Source organism: Nocardia sp. NPDC051900, from assembly GCF_044452545.1.
Classification (GTDB): Bacteria; Actinomycetota; Actinomycetes; order Mycobacteriales; family Mycobacteriaceae; genus Nocardia; species Nocardia sichangensis.
The window spans coordinates 304,499-320,661 of sequence record NZ_JBITBU010000010.1; the positions used below are offsets into that span (position 1 = coordinate 304,499).

Genomic DNA, 16,163 nt, shown 5'->3' on the forward strand with positions numbered 1-16,163 from the left:
AGAAGCCCGCTCCACCATGTGCCACTCGCGGAGTCAGCGGATGCGGATGGGGTCGTCGGTGGAGAGGCCGGTGCGGGTTCGGGTTGTGGTGGTGATGGGGGCAGGAATGGCGGTGGGGTCGTAGGGGGTGAAGCGTTCGAGGGAGCCCCAGTCGCGAGCCCAGTCGCGGTCGAGGTATGCGGGGACGGTTTGGGATTTCAGCAGCAGGCCGGTCCAGCCGAGTGGGCCGCCGCCGATGTCGTCTTGCCAGGCGTTCGAGGCGTCGGAGCCGACCCGGTCGGGCAGAATGCGCCACTGCGGAATCTCGCCCACGCCGTCCTTGTGGTCGAACGGCCGCTGGCACGGGAAGGCGAGGCCGACGTGCCAGTCGAGTAGCACGGGAGCCTGCGATCCGACCACGGAATTCAGCGTGGCCAGCTTGGGCAGCCGGGGCGGGGTGACGGCCAGCCACTGCTTGGGCGTGATGTCGTTGTCGATCGCGACCAGCCGCACCGCGTTCACTTCCGCCGGCAGCCGGTCCAGCGGCACCCGCAGGTTGCGCCAGGACGGCGCTGGGCCGATGTCCAGCGGATCGATCGAGCCGAGCGTGCGCACCTCGCCGTCCGCGCCACGTACGCCGTACTCCAGGTGCAGTTCCTGTCCGTAGGTGAGCACACCGTCGGCGTCCACCGAGCGGATCCGGCCCGCCGCTGTGATCGCGAGCACCTGGTAGGCGGGGTCGTTGCGCATGCTGTCGGTCAGGTCGAGCCGGTACCACTGGGTGGTCAGCTTCGCCTGCTGTTGCTCGCCCTCCTGGTAGCTGCCCAGCACCGGGGTTCTCGCCGGGTCGAGACCGAACGGCAGCGCGACGGTGCTGCCGTTGATGCCCGCCTGCTCGGTGGTGCCGCCGCCGGTGCCCGCGCCGGTGGTGTTGGTGGTCTTGTTCTCCGAATCCTTGTCCACGGAGTTCGCGCCGCCGGTGACCGTCTCCTCCGCGTCCGCGGTGAGGTCACGTGCCACCCCGTTCGGGGTGAATCCTTTGTTCTGCGCGGCCAAGCCGTCCGCAGGCGATCCTGTGAAGGGCTGCAGCAGCGAATCGGCGGTGTCGGTCTCGACGAGCACTTCGTTGGCCAGCGCGCACGAATCCCCGCCGACCGATTGCACATTCGACTTGGTGATCGAGTACGCGGGGTACTGCGTGGCAGCGGCCTTGGCGAGCGAGGCGACCTCGAAGATCACGAGCAGCGCGGCGGCGACGGTCAGCGGCGCGGAGGCCCACCGGTCGAATCGCCGTGGCGCTCCGGGCCGCTCACGCCGGTACGGCTCGCGATAGTGCTGCCATATCGCGACCAGCAGCGCGAGGACACTGAGCCCGAGGAACAACGTGGACAGCCCCTTGCCCGCGACCAACGGCGCCTTGTCCCACCACGGGACACCGTAGCTGGACACGTACCACCACCCGTTCGAGCCGGTGAACGTCACGGCGAGCAGGAAGAGCACGGCGGCGGCGAACAACGCGCGGTTGCGCGGCGAGCGAATACCGGTGGTGCCCACCGCGACCGCCGCGAGCGCGGCCAGCGATCCGGCCAGTCCGGCGTACACGCCGAAGTGGTGCGTCCATTTGGTGGGGGTGAACATCATCAGGAACAGCGATGCGAACACGATGCCGAGAATGCGCACCGAGGGGCCGCGCGAGGTGCCCGGAATCCGGCCCTTGCGCAGAACTTGCAGCACGCACACGAGCAGGCACAGCAGCATCACCAGCACGCCGAACCGCCGCGCCAGCGAACCGTCCGGCGAGAGCATGAGCAACGAGTCCCAGCGGGTGCGCTCGTCGAACCACGCGACGTTCGGGCCGACGATCGTGCGCACCCGGGTGGCTTCCAGCACCGTCGCCAAGGTCTGGTCGGCGAAGATCACCACCAGCACCAGCGTGCCCGCGGCGAGGCCGGGGGCGACCAGCGCGGCGAACCGGAACACCGCGCCCGCCCGGGACGGCTCGCGCACCTTCGCGGGGGCGTTCACCGCGGCCGCGGCTTCGGCGGAACCGGCGGCGGCCGCGTCGGCGTCGGGCCCGGTCCGGGCCGGGACGGCGCCGCGAGCGCGCTTGATGATGATCAGCAGCACCGGCCGTGAACCGGCGATCAGCGCCGCGATGCAGATCAGGCCGGTGGGGCCCGCCGCGAGGGAGAACGCGGCGATCAGGACGGCCACCGCGGCGGGCAGCAGCCGTCCGGTCGCGATGGCGCGCTCGATCGAGCACCAAGTCAGCAGCGCGCCCGCCGCGATCAGCGGTTCGGGGCGCAGGCCGTTGTCGTAGGGCAGCCAGAACGCGAGGAAGACCAGGCCCGCCGTCCACAGCGCCACTTTGTTGCGGCGCACCCGCGCGCCGAGGCGGGGCAGCACCTCGCGGCTGATCACCAGCCAGCAGATCACGCCCGCCAGCAGCGTGGGCAGTCGCATCCAGAGACTGGCGTCGGAGATCCGCGACATCCACGCCAGCACCTCGTACGACCACCCGAACGGGGCCTCGGGGACCGCGAACCACCGGTAGTAGTTCGCCATGTAGCCCGCGTGCCCGGAGACGCGCGCCATGTTCAAGATGTAGCCGTCGTCGGAGGTGTTCGCCCCGATGACGTGCCACAGCGCCAGCGTGCCGAGCACGACGCCGTCCGCGGGGGTGACCCGCCACCAGTGCGCGGGCAGGAACCGGCGCGGTCGGCGCCCGTCGGCGGTGTCCAGCAGATGCAGTGCGACGAGTGCGATCAGCGTGAACACCGCGGCGGCGATCATTGCGGCCAGCTTCAGCGGCGTCGGCGTGGAGGAGAAACGCGAGTCGATGTCCGCGTGCACCTGCGCTCCGGCGAGCCGATCGGCCTTCAGATCGGTGAACACGCCCACCAGCTGCGGCCGGATGTCCCGGCCGACCGTGGACTGGAACGGCGTGCCGTCCCGCCGGGTGACGCCGGTGAGTTCAGCCGTCGTCGCGGCGGCGGTCGACTCGATGCGGATCGTCGCGCAGGACCCGACCTCGGCCAGCGGCGCGGACAACAGCGGGATGTCGCGTTGCACCACCGAGAGGACGCCGTCGGCGACCGAGACCACCAGGCCCTTGGTAGCCGCCCGCCCGGAGGCCACGGGGGCGGTGGACAGCAGCGTGCCGCCCGATCCGAGCTCTCCGGTCATCGAGCAGGGCAGCGTCGCACTGAACCGCAGCGGCTCGTAGGACACCAGCGGCGCCGCCACGCTCCCGACGCCGGACTCGGGCCAGTCCAGGCTCGCCCGATCCTGCCGCACCGGCAGCAGCGGGGTCAGCAAGGCCAGCAGGAATCCGAGAAGCCCGGAGAGGAGGGCGATCAAGCGGATACGGGTGAACGCTGGAGAAGATCGGTCCGGTCGCACGGTGGTTGATGCTAGCTACCGCCCGGTGTGATGCCGACTGCCCCCGACGCGCGCAGCGAATGAACGTCCCACAGCCAGACGTCCTCGACCCGCGTCGGCGTGAATCCGAGCAGCTGGGTCACGGTCTCCCGCAACACTTCGCCGTTCTTCGTCGCGGGCAGCACCAAGACGTCGGCTTGCCAGAACCGTAGATCGTCCGTCGCACGGGTACGCACGCCCGCGTCGATCGGCGGTACGACTCCACTGTCCTGGGCCTGTACCAGCAGAGCGGTGGTCGGACGGGCCTCGGGACCGTAGATGCCTTTCTTGCCGGCACCGGTAGGGCCGACGAAGTAGCCGCCCGCCAGCGGGAAGGTGAAACCCGCGTCGGCCTGCCAACGTAGCGCCCGTGCGTCGGGTGGCCGGGGCGGCGGCACCAGGACCACCGATCCGTCGCCGACGTAACGGCGGACGGCGCCGTCGGCGAAGAAGTCCGGTGTCGGCGGTCGCTCGACCACCGGCAGGATGGTCGGGATCAGCGGCAGCAGCGCACCGGTGAGCGCCGCGAACCAGGCCAGCGGCTTCCAGTCCACTGCCGATTGCGTCCATGTCCCCACCGCGCGGTCGCTGGCCAGCGCGAGCACCACCGCGATGGCCGGGATCGCGGCCATGCTCATCCTGCTCTCCAGCACGGTGTTCAGCAGCGGAACATGTTCGGCCCAGCGCCACGGCAGGTCGACGCCGGTCGGCTGTTTACCGATCGTGGCGACCGCGCCCAGCGACAGCAGGCCGAAGACCGCGATCACCACGCCCGCGGCCCGCACCACGCGGTCGCGCCACAGCATTCCCACCGTGAACACGACCAACAGCAGCAGCGGCCAGCCGAAGTACGCGTTCTGCTCGGTCGGATTGATCGCCACGTTCGCGCCGGGCGCGAACACGCCGCCCAGCGATTCGGACGGGAACTGCACCAGCGCTTCGAGGTCGTTGCCCATCGGGCCGTGGTCGATCGATCGATAGCTCTGCGGGCCGAAGAATTGCCACCACAGCGGAATCTCGGCGAGTGCCAACGTGATAACCGCGGCCAGCGCGAAAGTCGGGGCGACCGCTCGCGTCACGCGCAGCGCGGTGCGCGGAGCATGCGCGTAATACACGATCCCGAACAGGCCGAACGCGAGGGCGAAGATCAACAGCGGTTCCTCGCCGAGCGCGATCTGCGTCGCGACCAGAAGTCCGAGAACGGCGGCATCCCGTACCCGCCCGCCCGGCCGTTCCCGTTCCGCCGCGGCCGCTCGCCGCGCCATCCGGATCAGCAGGCCCGCGATGATCGGAAGCAACAGCAGCACGACGAAATTCGGGTGGGCGTTGGCGTGCGAGATCATTCCGGGCGCGAATCCGCAGAACAGTCCGCCGATCACCGCCGCGACCCGGGACCGGACGAGCTCGCGGACGAATAGGCGATACCACGCGAACGCCGTTCCGGCCAGACCGAGGGTGAGCACGAGTACGAACGTGACGGTCGGCCCGAAAAGCAAGGTGACCGGTGTCAGCGGCACGCCGACACCGAACATGGCCGTGTTGGCCATCATGTTCACCCCGGCCGGGAAATTCTGCAGATCGGTACCGAGCGGGTTGTGCAGGGCGGCCACCGAGTGCGCGGTGACGGCGAAGAACCACTCCCACATCGTCTGGTCCTGACCGCTCTTGATCAGGTATCCGTTGTCGGTATCGCGCCACTGGCCCGACAGCACCGTCGCTGCCAGCGCCAGGTAACCGGCGCATACGAGCAGATCGGCGAGCGGAAGTCGGGGCAGCCGCCGGGTACGCGCGGGAGTGGTGAGCACTCCGGTCGCCGTCGCCTCTTTCGTCGCGATCGCGACCGTCGCCGATTCCGCCGGTAGGTCGGTCTCGGCGTCTTGTGCCTGTGTCACCTGCGCATCACTCCTCGCCAGCGCCCTCCGTTGCAACCACGCTGTGCGTGGACCGACAAACGAGAGGGGTATCCACTGCGCGCGAGTTCAACCGCCGCGATTTCAGCGGTGGACGGTGACCAGCGTGAACGGTCCGATGTCGGTGGTGGTGAAACGCGGGTCGGCGAACAGTTCCTTGGGGAAGCTCACCGAATAGCGCGCCACGTTCGGGTCGTTCGGGTAGACGTCCTTGGCCAGCCGCAGTGTGTAGGTGTCGCCGCTGCGCCGGAACAGGAACGCGTCCGGTGCGCGCCACGGGCTCGCCGCGAGCGCGTCGATCAATTCCTGCGGCGTCTTCAGCTTGCTCCAGCTCTCGATGGTCGCCGCCCGGCCCGCGAAGTCGGCGAGCGGGTTGGCGTAGTGGGAGGTGAGCGCCTGGAAGCCGAAGTAGGGATAGAAGGACAGGAAGCTGGTGTCGGCGGTGAGTACCACCGTGTCCGAGCGTGGCCGCCCGGTCTGCGCGGTGAGCGCCGCATCCACTTCGTCATAGAAAGACACGGCCGACACAGGCCGTTTGTCGGCTCGCTTTCCGTCTCCGTCGGTGTCTGTGTAGGCAGTCGTGATCTCCGGAGTCAGCACGTGCGGGATGTCTTGGGCGAACGCCAACGCGCCGATCGTCGCGACGACGATCGCCACCAGCCGGAACCGGGCGGGCTCGTTCAACGCCTGGTAGATCGCCCGCGCGCCCTCCACGAACCCGAACGCGCCCGCGACCGACAGCAGCACCAACAGCACCGGCTCCAGACGGAACGACAGCAACGTGGTGCCCGCCGCGGTCGCGGCCATGGACAGCAGCGCCCACAGGTAGATCGCCGCCACCCCGATGCCCAGCGCCTGCGCCCGTCGCGACGACGCGCCGCGCAGCACCAGCCAGATGATGCCGACCAGGCACAACGCCCCGAGCAGGGAGAACTGGAACATCGGCAACGGCAGTTCCGCTCCCGCTTCGGGCAGATAGTGCTGGGCGGTCCCGGAGCTCGCCGTCGCGCTGCGCAGCGCCTTCGCCAGGTACGGCGCCCACACGACGAGCGCGAACAGCCCGGCGATCACCGCGATCACCACGAGCCGCACCAGCGGCGGCGCCGCCGCGCGCCACGCGGGACGGGTCGGCCCGGTCGCCGCGGGGGGGGGGGGGGGGGGGGGGGGCGGCGGCGCGCCCCCCCCCCACCGCGAGGAAGGCCGCCACCAGACCCATCAGGGCCACCGCGAAGGCCGCCACGAGGAAGTAGAGGGTGTAGAACGTGGCCGCCCAGCCGAGGAACAGCCCGGTGCCGACGACCGCGCCCCAGCCACCGGCCGTGCGATGCTCCTCCGTCACGCCCTCCAGCGGGCGATACAGCGCCCCCCAGGCGAGCACCAGCGCGGGCGGCAGCAGCAGCACGATGACGGCGCTGTAGGCCTCGGGGGCGGCGTAGGCCAGGGTGACCGCCGTGCTCGCCGCCGCGACGCCCACCGCCCAGTCCGCGCGGATCAGCTTCGACCACAACACCAGCGCGACCACCGCGGCCACGGCGAGGAAAGTGATCGCGTACGGCTTGAATACTTCCCAGCCGTCCATCCCGAGCAGATTCGCCACCCGCCCGCCGATCCAGAACCAGCCCGCGGGGTAGAACGACGGCAGATCCGCGTACGTCATGTCGCGCAGCGCGGCGGAATCGGTGAGCCGGGTGAGGAACTCGGTGCGGAACTCCTGATCCACCGAGACGCCGAACAGATACAGCTTCGTCGCCGCCAGCGGCATGCCGAGCGTGAACGTGACGAACGTCGAAAGACCCACCCAGGACAGCAGTTTCGCGATCCAGGGCCACTTGCGCAGCCGCAGCAGCGCGATCGCGACCGCGAGCACGACCGCAGCGCCGACCTGCCCGACCGTGGTCAGCGCCCGCGTCACGTTGGAGGAGTTGAACGCGGGCCACTGCACCAGCGAGAACGCGACGAGCCCGACGACGGCCACCACGGCGGCGACCACCGCGGCGAGCGCGGCCTCGCCGACGCCGGCCGCGATCTGCCGTGCCACGAGTGACCCGCGCCCCGGCGCGGGGGTCGGATCGACGGGACGCGGCGGCGCTTCGTCCGCCGCGGTCACCGTGCTCAACGGACCGCTCCGCGCTCGTCGCACTGGATTACTCGCATGGCGCCTCCGGGTTCACAGGGTCACTCCGTCAGACGATAGGTGCCCGCGCGATCACTGATCACGCGGGCACCATGTCCGAGTTCGGTCGCCGATCAGATCGGCAGTCTGCGGAAGATCGAGCGCGGGATGTGCCGCAGCACCATCATCACGTAGCGGAAGGTTCCCGGCGCCCAGACCAGTTCCTTCCCCCGCTGCGATGCCGCGACCGCCAGCGCCGCGACGTCTTCCTTGTCGACGGTGAGCGGAGCCTCTTTGACGTGCGCGGAGAACTGGGTCCGCACCATGCCGGGCCGGATCACCAGTACACGCGGGCCGTGCGGCCGCAGCGCTTCGCCGAGCCCGAGGTAGAAGCCGTCCAGACCGGCCTTGGTCGATCCGTAGACGAAGTTCGAGCGGCGCACCCGTTCACCGGCGACGGAGGACATCGCGATGATCCGGCCGAAGCCCTGCGCCTTCATCTTCTCGCCGACCAGCACGCCGACGGAGACCGCGGCGGTGTAGTTGATCTGGGCGACTCGCACGGCCTTGGCCTGGTTCTGCCACAGCTCTTCGGGATCGCCGTCGAGGGCGAAGGCGACGATCGCGACGTCCACGTCGCCCGCGTCCCAGGCGGCGTCGATCACCTTGGCGTGCCCATCGGTGTCGAGCGCGTCGAAGTCGATGACCTCGACCTGGCTCGCGCCCGCGGCCTTCATCTGGGCGACCGCGCCCTCGCGCAGCGGATCACCGGGCAGCGCCGCCAGGGTGATGCGCGCGGGCCCCTTCTTCAGGTACTCCGCGCAGATTGCCAAGCCGATCTCCGACGTGCCACCCAGCAGCAGAATCGACTGCGGGTTACCAACGGCATTGATCACTGCAGCTCCAGCCTTCTCGCCATATCGGACATGAAAACGCCTGTGGGGTCGACGCTACGGCGGACCTTGATCCACTCGTCGATCCGGGGATACATCTTGTGGAAGGTATCGGCGGTGGTCCGCGAATCCTTCGCGGTGTACAGCCGCCCGCCGAACTCCAGCACGCGCCGGTCCAGCTCGCCGACCAGCTCGTTGAGACCGGGCTTGATCGGGAAGTCGACGCAGATGTTCCAGCCCGGCATTGGGAAACTCAGCGGGGCCTGGTTGCCCGGGCCGAACAGCTTGAACACGTTCAGCGCCGAGTAGTGCCCGGAGGCCTGGATGTCGACGATGATCCGCTTGAACTCCTCGACCGCCTCGGTCGGCACCACGAACTGGTACTGGAGGAAGCCGTTGGAGCCGTAGCCGCGGTTCCACTCCGCGATCATGTCCAGCGGGTGGTAGAACTGCGTCAGGTTCTGCACCTTGCCGGTGTAGTTGCCGCCCATCCGGTAGTAGGCCTCGCCGATGGACATCAGCGTCAGCTTGTTCATCGTCCAGTTCGGGAAGATGTCCGGGACGGTCATCAGCTGCGGCGCGTCGAACTTCAGCGGCTTGCTGCGCAGCCGCTTGGGCAGCTCGTCGAGCTTCGCCAGCCTGCCCCGGGTGATGGTGGCCCGGCCCAGCTTGGGCAGCGGGCTGATCACGTCGAACCAGGCGCTCGAGTAGGTGTAGTCGGCCTCGCTGCCGTCGCTGTGCGCGGCGATGGTCTCGTCGAGGGTCGTGGTCTTCACGCCGTCGTTGAGGAAGTAGGCCGTCTCCGTCGGCACCATCTCGATGGTGGCGCGCAGGATGATGCCGGTGAGCCCGTTGCCGCCGACGGTCGCCCAGAACAGCTTGGCGTTGCGCTTCGGCGTGATGTGCTGCACCTGCCCGTCGGCGGTGAGTAGATCGATCGAGCGCACGTGGTTGCCGAAGCTGCCCTCGCTGTGGTGGTTCTTGCCGTGGATGTCGGAGGCGATCGCGCCGCCGATGGTCACCTGGCGGGTGCCGGGGAGCACCGGGACCCAGAGGCCGAACGGCAGCGCGGCCTTCATGAGCTGGTCCAGGCTGACGCCGCCGTCCACGTCCACGATGCGGGTGTCGCGGTCGATCCGGTGGATGTTGTTCAGCGCGGTCATGTCGACGACGAGACCGCCCGCGTTCTGCGCGTGGTCGCCGTAGGAGCGGCCGAGGCCGCGCGCGATCACGCCGCGCCGCAGGTGGGCGGGCTTGCCGTCGTTGTCCTCGGCGACCATGGCGACTGCCTTGGCGATCAGTTCGGGATCGCTGGTCGAGAGCACTTCGGAGGAGGTGGGTGCGGTGCGACCCCACCCGGTCAACGTGCGGGTGCGCGTCGGAAGAGTGAACGCGGTGCCCGCGGCCGGGCCGTCGTTCGCGACGCCGGCGCCTTTGTCGTTCCCGGTTGTCTTGGTGGCGGTCGGAGCTTTCGTGGACATCGGCATAGAGGCTACAGGTATGACGGCAGATGGGGACGCGGTCGCTCTACCCATGGGTAGTGACGAACACGTCGGTTTAGAACCGTAATGAGTGCCCGACCCGGTCCGGCGCTACGCTCGTCGGCGTGCAAGCCGAACCCCAACTGCCGCTTCCGGCCGAGTTGCCCCTGGTCGACGAGCCCGGCGGCACCGAGGTCGACCTCAAGACGCAGATCATCCGGTTCACTCTCACCGGCGGGTTCTCGGCCGTCGTCGACTACGGGCTCTACAGCCTGCTGCTGAACCTGGTCGGTCTCCCGGTCGGCGTCGCCAAGTCGATCAGCTTCGTGGCGGGCACCACAACGGCATACCTGATCAACCGCCGCTGGACCTTCCAGGCTCCGCCCAGCCGCATCCGCTTCCTCGCGGTGGTCGTTCTCTACGCGGTGACCTTCGCGGTGCAGGTCGGCATCAACAACCTGCTGTACTTCTCGCTGGCCGACGAGTGGTGGCGCCAGCCGCTTGCCTTCGTCGTCGCCCAGGGCACCGCGACCGTCATCAACTTCATCGTCCAACGCTTGGTGATCTTCAAGCTCCGCTGAGTTATCCGCTCGTGGCGGCGTGGTCGGCCAGGAAGGCGCCGACCAGACGATTCACTTCGTCGGGGACCAGTCGAGAGAGGAATCGCGCTCAGCCGGTCAGAACGAGCAGTCGGTGGGACGGCCTGCCCAGCCGCCCTTCAGGAATTTGATGACGGCGCAGAACAGATCCTCCGACCAGGAACCCACCGGGGTCACGACCGAGATCGTGGCGACGGGTGTGGAGACAGGTGCGGCGACAGGTTCCGCGGCGGCCGAGCCCACCGGAACGACGAGTCCTGCGATCACGGCGGTGACGACGACAAGCTTCTTCATCAGGTGGCCTCTTTCCGTGGTTCTGGATGGCGGCTCGTAAGGCCGCGCAACCGACTGATCGGCAGCAATCACCCCGACGTTACGAAGTATGTTGCGCACCAAGCAATTAAACCGCTGTCGTCCAGGCACACGGCTGCGGCATTGCCCGAGGGAGGTCTCGATGACGCGCCGCTCGCGGGCAGCCTGATTGATTGGCAATCCCAACGATGTATGGTGGCTGTTGTGGAGGAGACACCCGCGCGCCTGGTCGCGAAGCCGAGTTGGCTGGTCACCCAGTTGGCCGTGCATGCCCACCGGTTGGCGTCCGACAGCTTCGGCGAGGTGGGTGCGCGTGGGTACCACTACCGCATTCTGGCCGCGCTGGACGAGTTCGGGGCGGCGAGCCAGGCTGAGCTCGGGCGCCGGTGCAACATGGACCGCAGCGACGTGGTGGCGGCGATCAACGAACTGGCCGGCCAGGGTTTCGTCGAGCGGACGCCGGACCCGGACGACCGAAGGCGCAATATCGTGACCCTCACCGAGGCGGGCAAAGGGCAACTGCGGCGCATGGATCAAGCGCTCGAGAAGGTGCAAGACGACCTGCTCGGACCGCTGTCGGCCGAGGACAGAAACGAACTGACCCGCCTGCTCACCCGCCTGCTCGCGCACCATCAGCGAGGTTGACGGGCCTGGTCCACCGCTGGCGGCGCCCGGCACATCTCGCCGCAGCCGGTGATCCGCCGCGCCACGCCCTTCAGGAGCCGCTGATCATCGTGTCGGCCAGCTCACGTTTCTCCGCCTTCGCCCCGAAGTAGTCGCCGCCTTTGGCGCGAATGTTGTCGGTGCCCCACTCGCGTTGTTCGCGCGGGGCGGGGATCAGGTGCGGGATGTGCTTGCGGCAGTGGATGTATGCCTCTTGCACATCGACCACCACCCACTGCTCCGCGGCGCGGCCTTTGTGGTTGACGGGCAGGTCGGGCACGGTGGTGCGAAGTGCCGGGTCGGAGACGATGCGGGCCGAGCCGTTGATGTGCAGTCCGATGAGGTCGTGCACGAAATCGATGAGCAGAATCCCGACGTGCGGATTCTCCAGGATATTGCCGAGGCTCGCCATGACGCCGTTGCCGCGGTATTCCGGATAGGCGATCGTGCGGTCGTCTATCACATGGAGGAAGCCGGGCAGTCCGGCGCGGAAACTCGAGTCGCATTCGCCGTGTTCGTCGGCTGTGGCGATGAACGCCATATCCATCCGGCCGATGAAATCTATCATCGTCGGATTGAGCCGGTCGAGCACCTGATCGTCGTAGAAGCGCTGTGCTCGATCTTCTGTTCCGTACCGTTCTTGCAGCTCACGCTCTCCGTCGCTGCCACTGTGTCCACCGGGCATCGCAGCCCCCTCCGGTCGCCGGAATGCGGGTTACACCAGGCTCGACGTTGAACCGCGGTCGTCTCGAGATCGCGTCCATTTTAGATGAGATCCACGCGGCAAAACGTCGAAATCCCCGTCGAGAATGCCCTTGATTCGGCTGCGGCGCAAGTATTTCCGACGGTTCGCTAAAAGCCGACCGGCCGGAATAATGTCCGGCCGGTCGGGATTTGCGGGATCGGTTGGAGAGATGTCAGGCCGGAGTCAGTGTCACCGGAACGCCGTTGAACACGGCGTTGCCGGAGGGCGCGTCGACCACCGAATCATCGGTGAGCACATTGGCATTGACGCCCGCGTGCGTGCGGGCCACGGTCTGCGCGCTGTCGGCGTGGCCCCACCCGTGCGGCAGGCTGACCACCCCGGGCATGATGGCCTCGGTCGGCTCCAGCGGGACCGTCAGCGTTCCGGCGGCCGATTTCACCACCGCCTCGTCACCCAGCCCCAGTCGCTCCACATCGGCCGGATTGATATGCAATGTGCACCGATTCGATCCGCTCACCAGCGTCGAGATGTTGTGCATCCAGCTGTTGTTCGACCGCAGCTGCCGCCGTCCGATCAGCACGATCTCCGGCGCGGCGTCGGCCAGGCGCGCCCGCATCCGTGCCACGTCGTCGAGCAGCGGCTGCGGGGCCAGGTCCACCCGCCCGCTCGCCGTACGCAGCGCGCCCGGCAGGCGCGGCTGCAACGGACCCAGGTCGATACCGTGCGGGTTGTCCAACAGCACTCGCAGATTGAGTGTGCCGCCGTTCCATTCGCCGTACGGCCCGAGGCGCAGCATCAGGTCGATGCGCTGCTCGGTGCTGTTCTCGCCGATCAGGTCGCCGCGCCGTTCGGGGAAACCGGCCTTGTGCAACATCCCCGCGATGACGAGTTCGTCCACGGCGGTGAGCGGATCGATTCCGTCGGAGCCGTCGTGCGGCCTGCCGGTCAGCGCGGCGGCGAGGCGAGCCAGGACGGCGGGTTCGGAAGGCCGGTCACCCAGCGGCACCAGCGGGCGCGAGTAGCGCGTGTAGTTGCGCACGGCGAATTGCAGCAGCGCGAAGTCGTAGTGCGGGGATTGCGTCGGACGCGGGGGAGGCAAGATCACATCCGCGTGCCTGGTGGTCTCGTTCACGTACCGGTCCACGCTCACCATGAACTCGAGCTGGGCGAACGCCTCGTCCAGGCGCGCCCCGCTCGGCGCGGACAGCACCGGATTGCCCGCGACCGTCACCAGGGCACGGATCTGCCCTTCGCCCGGCGTGGTGATCTCGTCGGCGAGCGTCGCGACGGGCAGCTCGCCCATCGCCTCGGGCAGCCCGCGGACTCGACTGGTCCAGCGCCCGGCGCGGAACGGCTTGGTGCGGGGGATGCCGCCGGCCGCGGCGGTGGCGAACATCGCGCCGCCGGGAGAGTCGAGGTTGCCGGTGAGCGCGTTGATCGCGTCGACGAGCCACTGCGTGATGGTGCCGAATTCGGCGGTGCACGTGCCGATACGGGCGTACACCGCGGCGGTCGGCGCCGCCGCGAGCTCACGGGCGAGCCGCACGACCGTGGACGCCGGTACGCCGGTGCGGGCCGCGACCGTCTCCGGGTCGAACGTGGCGGCGGCGGTGCGCAATTCGTCCAGGCCGGTCACCTCGACGCGCAGATCGGTCAATTGCTCGGCGAAAAGCGTGTGCACGATGCCGAACAGCAGGTACGCATCGCTGCCCGGCCGGATGAACAGGTGCTCGTCGGCGAGTTTCGCGGTGCGGGTGACCCGCGGATCGACCACCACGAAGCGGCCGCCTCTGCCACGCAGCGCCTTCAGCCTGCCCGGGAAATCCGGTGCGGTGCACAGCGAACCGTTCGATTCCAGCGGATTGGCCCCCAGCATCAGCAGGTAATCGGTGCGGTCGAGGTCGGGCACCGGCACGGTGAGCGGATCGCCGAACATCAGCCCACTGGCCACCTGCTTGGGCATTTGATCGGCGGTGCTGGCGGAGTAGATGTTCTTGGTGCCCAGCGCGCGTAGCAACGCCGGTACGTACAGCGTGCCCGCCACGGTGTGCGCGTTGGGATTGCCCAAGTAGGCCGCTGCCGACTGTGTTCCGTGCTCGGCCACGACGGCGGGGAACCGCTCGGCGATGTAATCGAAGGCTTCGTCCCAGGTCACGGTGCGCCAGGCACCGGTAGCGCGGTCACGAATCAGCGGGTCGGTCACCCGGTCCTGGTCCTCGTCGAGATGCCCGAAGCTGGCTCCCTTCGGGCAGATGAAGCCTTTGCTGAAGGGGTCACTGCGGTCGCCGCGGACCGAGGTCACGTGGTCGTCGGGATCCAGGGTGATTTCCAGGCCGCAGACCGCCTCACAGAGCGGGCAGGTCCGCAGCAGATTGCGCGATTGCGTGATCGGGGCCATACCCCATCTTTGCGTTCGACAGTGGAACTGAAAAGAGAACGCTTGATATCGGCGACGCCGAACGACCGGTACCCGGCAGCGCTCCGGGGTGGGGATCCGGAGCGCCGGGACGGATACCGGTCGCAAACAGGCCGGGTAGCGCGGCCCCGGCCCGCGATCAGCAGGTGAACTCGCTCAGGGGTGCGTTGCTCAGCAGGCGATGGTCAGCTTGGCGCGGCGCGACGTGGTGGCGGCGCGCACGGCCGCGGCGATCGCGACGACCGGCGGAACCCAGCGGGCCTCGCCGGGCGCGACGCCCCAGCAAGCCGAACCGGCCGACAGGTGGGTGGGCGGCAGCGGGATGCCGGCGCCGTCGGTGTACACGGTCGCTCCGGCCTCGCGCAGCGCCTCGAGCGCCATCGCCGCCTTGCGGACGCCCGTGACCAGGTGAATCTCGCGACGCTCCGTGCCCGGGATCTCGATAACCGCACCCGACAGGTTGTTCGCCCGCAGGAAGCGGCGGACCTCGCCGGCCAGTTCGCCGGTGACTTCGATGCCGGACAGGTCGTCGTCGGTGATCAGGCTCAGACCGTTGGCCGTTTCGGCGACCGTCCACCCGCGCTGGTTGTAGTCCTGCGCAGCGGCGGTCAGCTCGGCCGCCGTGACGGAAGTCGGAAACGTGGTGCGCACTGTCTTCTCCATTCCCCGGTAGATCTCTGGGTCCTGCATTCATGGGTCGTATCGGCGGGGGACGCCGTGGGCGTTACGGGTTCTCCGAAAGAATTTCCAGAGTGTCGCCTACGTCTCATTTCCGGAAGGTTCGTCCGTGTATCGCCGGGCATCCCGAGGTGGCTCGCCATGCCTGCCACGCAGCTACTTTCGGCCGTGGACCTGGCCACTCGCTGCGCCGGAGCTGTGAGATCGCTGTGGGGTGGGCGTGATGGGTGTTGCGGGTGCGAAAACATACCGGGGGCGTGTGTTTCCGGCTGGATCCCCCCGCCCCGGACAGGGAGGATTCTCGGCATGAGCGTCAGGCTCGAAGGAGGACCCGGCATGAGTGACGAAGCCAACGGACCCGGCGCGGCCGCGGACGCCGACGAGTACGAGGCCGAATCGCGCTGGATCACGTGGAAAGAGTCGGCGGCCGAGCGGTTCTCCAGGTCCGCTCCCGGCGAAGAGCAGCCCGCCGAGCCGTTCCGCAGCCCGCGCGCGTTCGCGCAGTGGAGCGCCGCGGCTGCGCGCGCCCTGCTCGACGTGCAGTTCCACCGCCCGGCCACCGGCACTCTCTTACCGCTGGCCTACATCCTGGGACTGGTGTTCGCCTTCGCCGTGCCCATCACGTTGACGGTATCGGCGTGGCGGGTGTCCGCGGTGCTCGGCGTGCTCGCCGCGGTGCTGGGCGTGCCGCTCGGCCTGACCATCGCCGCCGCCGTGCGCCTGATGCTCGAGTTCCTGGTGAACGCCTCGCGTCTGGCGACCAGGGTGGAGCACATCAGCGAATTGGCCGACGACCTGTTCCAGGCGTTGTCGGACGTGGCCGAGCCGGTCAACCAGCTGTCCGAAGACGTTCGGGCGGTGCAATTCTGGCGCTTCCGCAAGCGAAACCCGCGCAGGTAGGGACGAAATCGCGTCGTGCGGAAGTAGTTTGACTCGCAGGGGCCACCGGCCTGGCTGGGACACGCGCCGTGACCGCTGCGAGCTTCACTGTGA

Annotated in this window: 11 protein-coding genes and 1 pseudogene; 3 read left to right on the forward strand and 9 right to left on the reverse strand. The window is 68.7% G+C overall.

Translation table 11 applies throughout. The features are described 5' to 3' along the window. Nucleotides 1-33 precede the first annotated feature (33 nt). From ACIA5H_RS19740 to ACIA5H_RS19760, 5 genes and pseudogenes are all read right to left on the reverse strand, one after another. Nucleotides 34-3,381, reverse strand: coding sequence for an arabinosyltransferase domain-containing protein (locus tag ACIA5H_RS19740; protein WP_397077006.1), 3,348 nt, complete (start codon nt 3,379-3,381; stop codon nt 34-36). Between the two features lie 11 nt (nt 3,382-3,392). Further along, complete coding sequence (locus ACIA5H_RS19745) at nt 3,393-5,291, reverse strand: glycosyl transferase (RefSeq protein ID WP_397077007.1); 1,899 nt, start codon at nt 5,289-5,291, stop codon at nt 3,393-3,395. Between the two features lie 102 nt (nt 5,292-5,393). Then, nucleotides 5,394-7,416 (reverse strand): annotated as a pseudogene (locus ACIA5H_RS19750) (galactan 5-O-arabinofuranosyltransferase). 140 nt (nt 7,417-7,556) lie between these two features. Next, nucleotides 7,557-8,318: a decaprenylphospho-beta-D-erythro-pentofuranosid-2-ulose 2-reductase gene (locus ACIA5H_RS19755; RefSeq protein ID WP_355073111.1), complete on the reverse strand. Its 762-nt coding sequence runs from the start codon at nt 8,316-8,318 to the stop codon at nt 7,557-7,559. After that, nucleotides 8,315-9,802 (reverse strand): FAD-binding protein, encoded by a 1,488-nt coding sequence (locus ACIA5H_RS19760; protein WP_397077008.1) that lies wholly within the window; start codon nt 9,800-9,802, stop codon nt 8,315-8,317. Before ACIA5H_RS19760 ends, ACIA5H_RS19755 begins: the two co-directional genes overlap by 4 nt. Nucleotides 9,803-9,921: 119 nt before the next feature. Between ACIA5H_RS19760 and ACIA5H_RS19765 the strand changes: the two genes are divergently transcribed. Then, a complete protein-coding gene (locus ACIA5H_RS19765) occupies nt 9,922-10,377 on the forward strand; it encodes a GtrA family protein (protein ID WP_355073107.1) in 456 nt (151 codons plus the stop codon). 96 nt (nt 10,378-10,473) lie between these two features. Here the strand turns inward: ACIA5H_RS19765 and ACIA5H_RS19770 are convergent, their stop codons facing one another. Further along, a complete protein-coding gene (locus ACIA5H_RS19770) occupies nt 10,474-10,689 on the reverse strand; it encodes a hypothetical protein (RefSeq protein ID WP_397077009.1) in 216 nt (71 codons plus the stop codon). Between the two features lie 222 nt (nt 10,690-10,911). Between ACIA5H_RS19770 and ACIA5H_RS19775 the strand changes: the two genes are divergently transcribed. After that, a complete protein-coding gene (locus tag ACIA5H_RS19775) occupies nt 10,912-11,352 on the forward strand; it encodes a MarR family winged helix-turn-helix transcriptional regulator (protein ID WP_397077010.1) in 441 nt (146 codons plus the stop codon). A 70-nt stretch (nt 11,353-11,422) separates the two neighbouring features. Here ACIA5H_RS19775 and ACIA5H_RS19780 read toward each other — a convergent pair whose 3' ends face one another. The 3 genes from ACIA5H_RS19780 to ACIA5H_RS19790 form a co-directional block, all read right to left on the reverse strand. Continuing rightward, on the reverse strand, nt 11,423-12,055 hold the full coding sequence (locus ACIA5H_RS19780; RefSeq protein ID WP_397077011.1) for a pyridoxamine 5'-phosphate oxidase family protein: 633 nt from the start codon (nt 12,053-12,055) through the stop codon (nt 11,423-11,425). Between the two features lie 232 nt (nt 12,056-12,287). Then, nucleotides 12,288-14,474, reverse strand: a complete 2,187-nt coding sequence (locus ACIA5H_RS19785) for a molybdopterin-dependent oxidoreductase (RefSeq protein WP_379249894.1) — start codon at nt 14,472-14,474, stop codon at nt 12,288-12,290. 189 nt (nt 14,475-14,663) lie between these two features. Further along, nucleotides 14,664-15,182 (reverse strand): hypothetical protein, encoded by a 519-nt coding sequence (locus ACIA5H_RS19790; protein WP_355073094.1) that lies wholly within the window; start codon nt 15,180-15,182, stop codon nt 14,664-14,666. A gap of 324 nt (nt 15,183-15,506) precedes the next feature. Here ACIA5H_RS19790 and ACIA5H_RS19795 point away from each other — a divergent pair, with 324 nt between their 5' ends. After that, entirely contained in the window at nt 15,507-16,070 is a 564-nt protein-coding gene (locus ACIA5H_RS19795; RefSeq protein WP_397077012.1) for a DUF4282 domain-containing protein, read from the forward strand. The last annotated feature ends 93 nt before the right edge of the window (nt 16,071-16,163 follow it).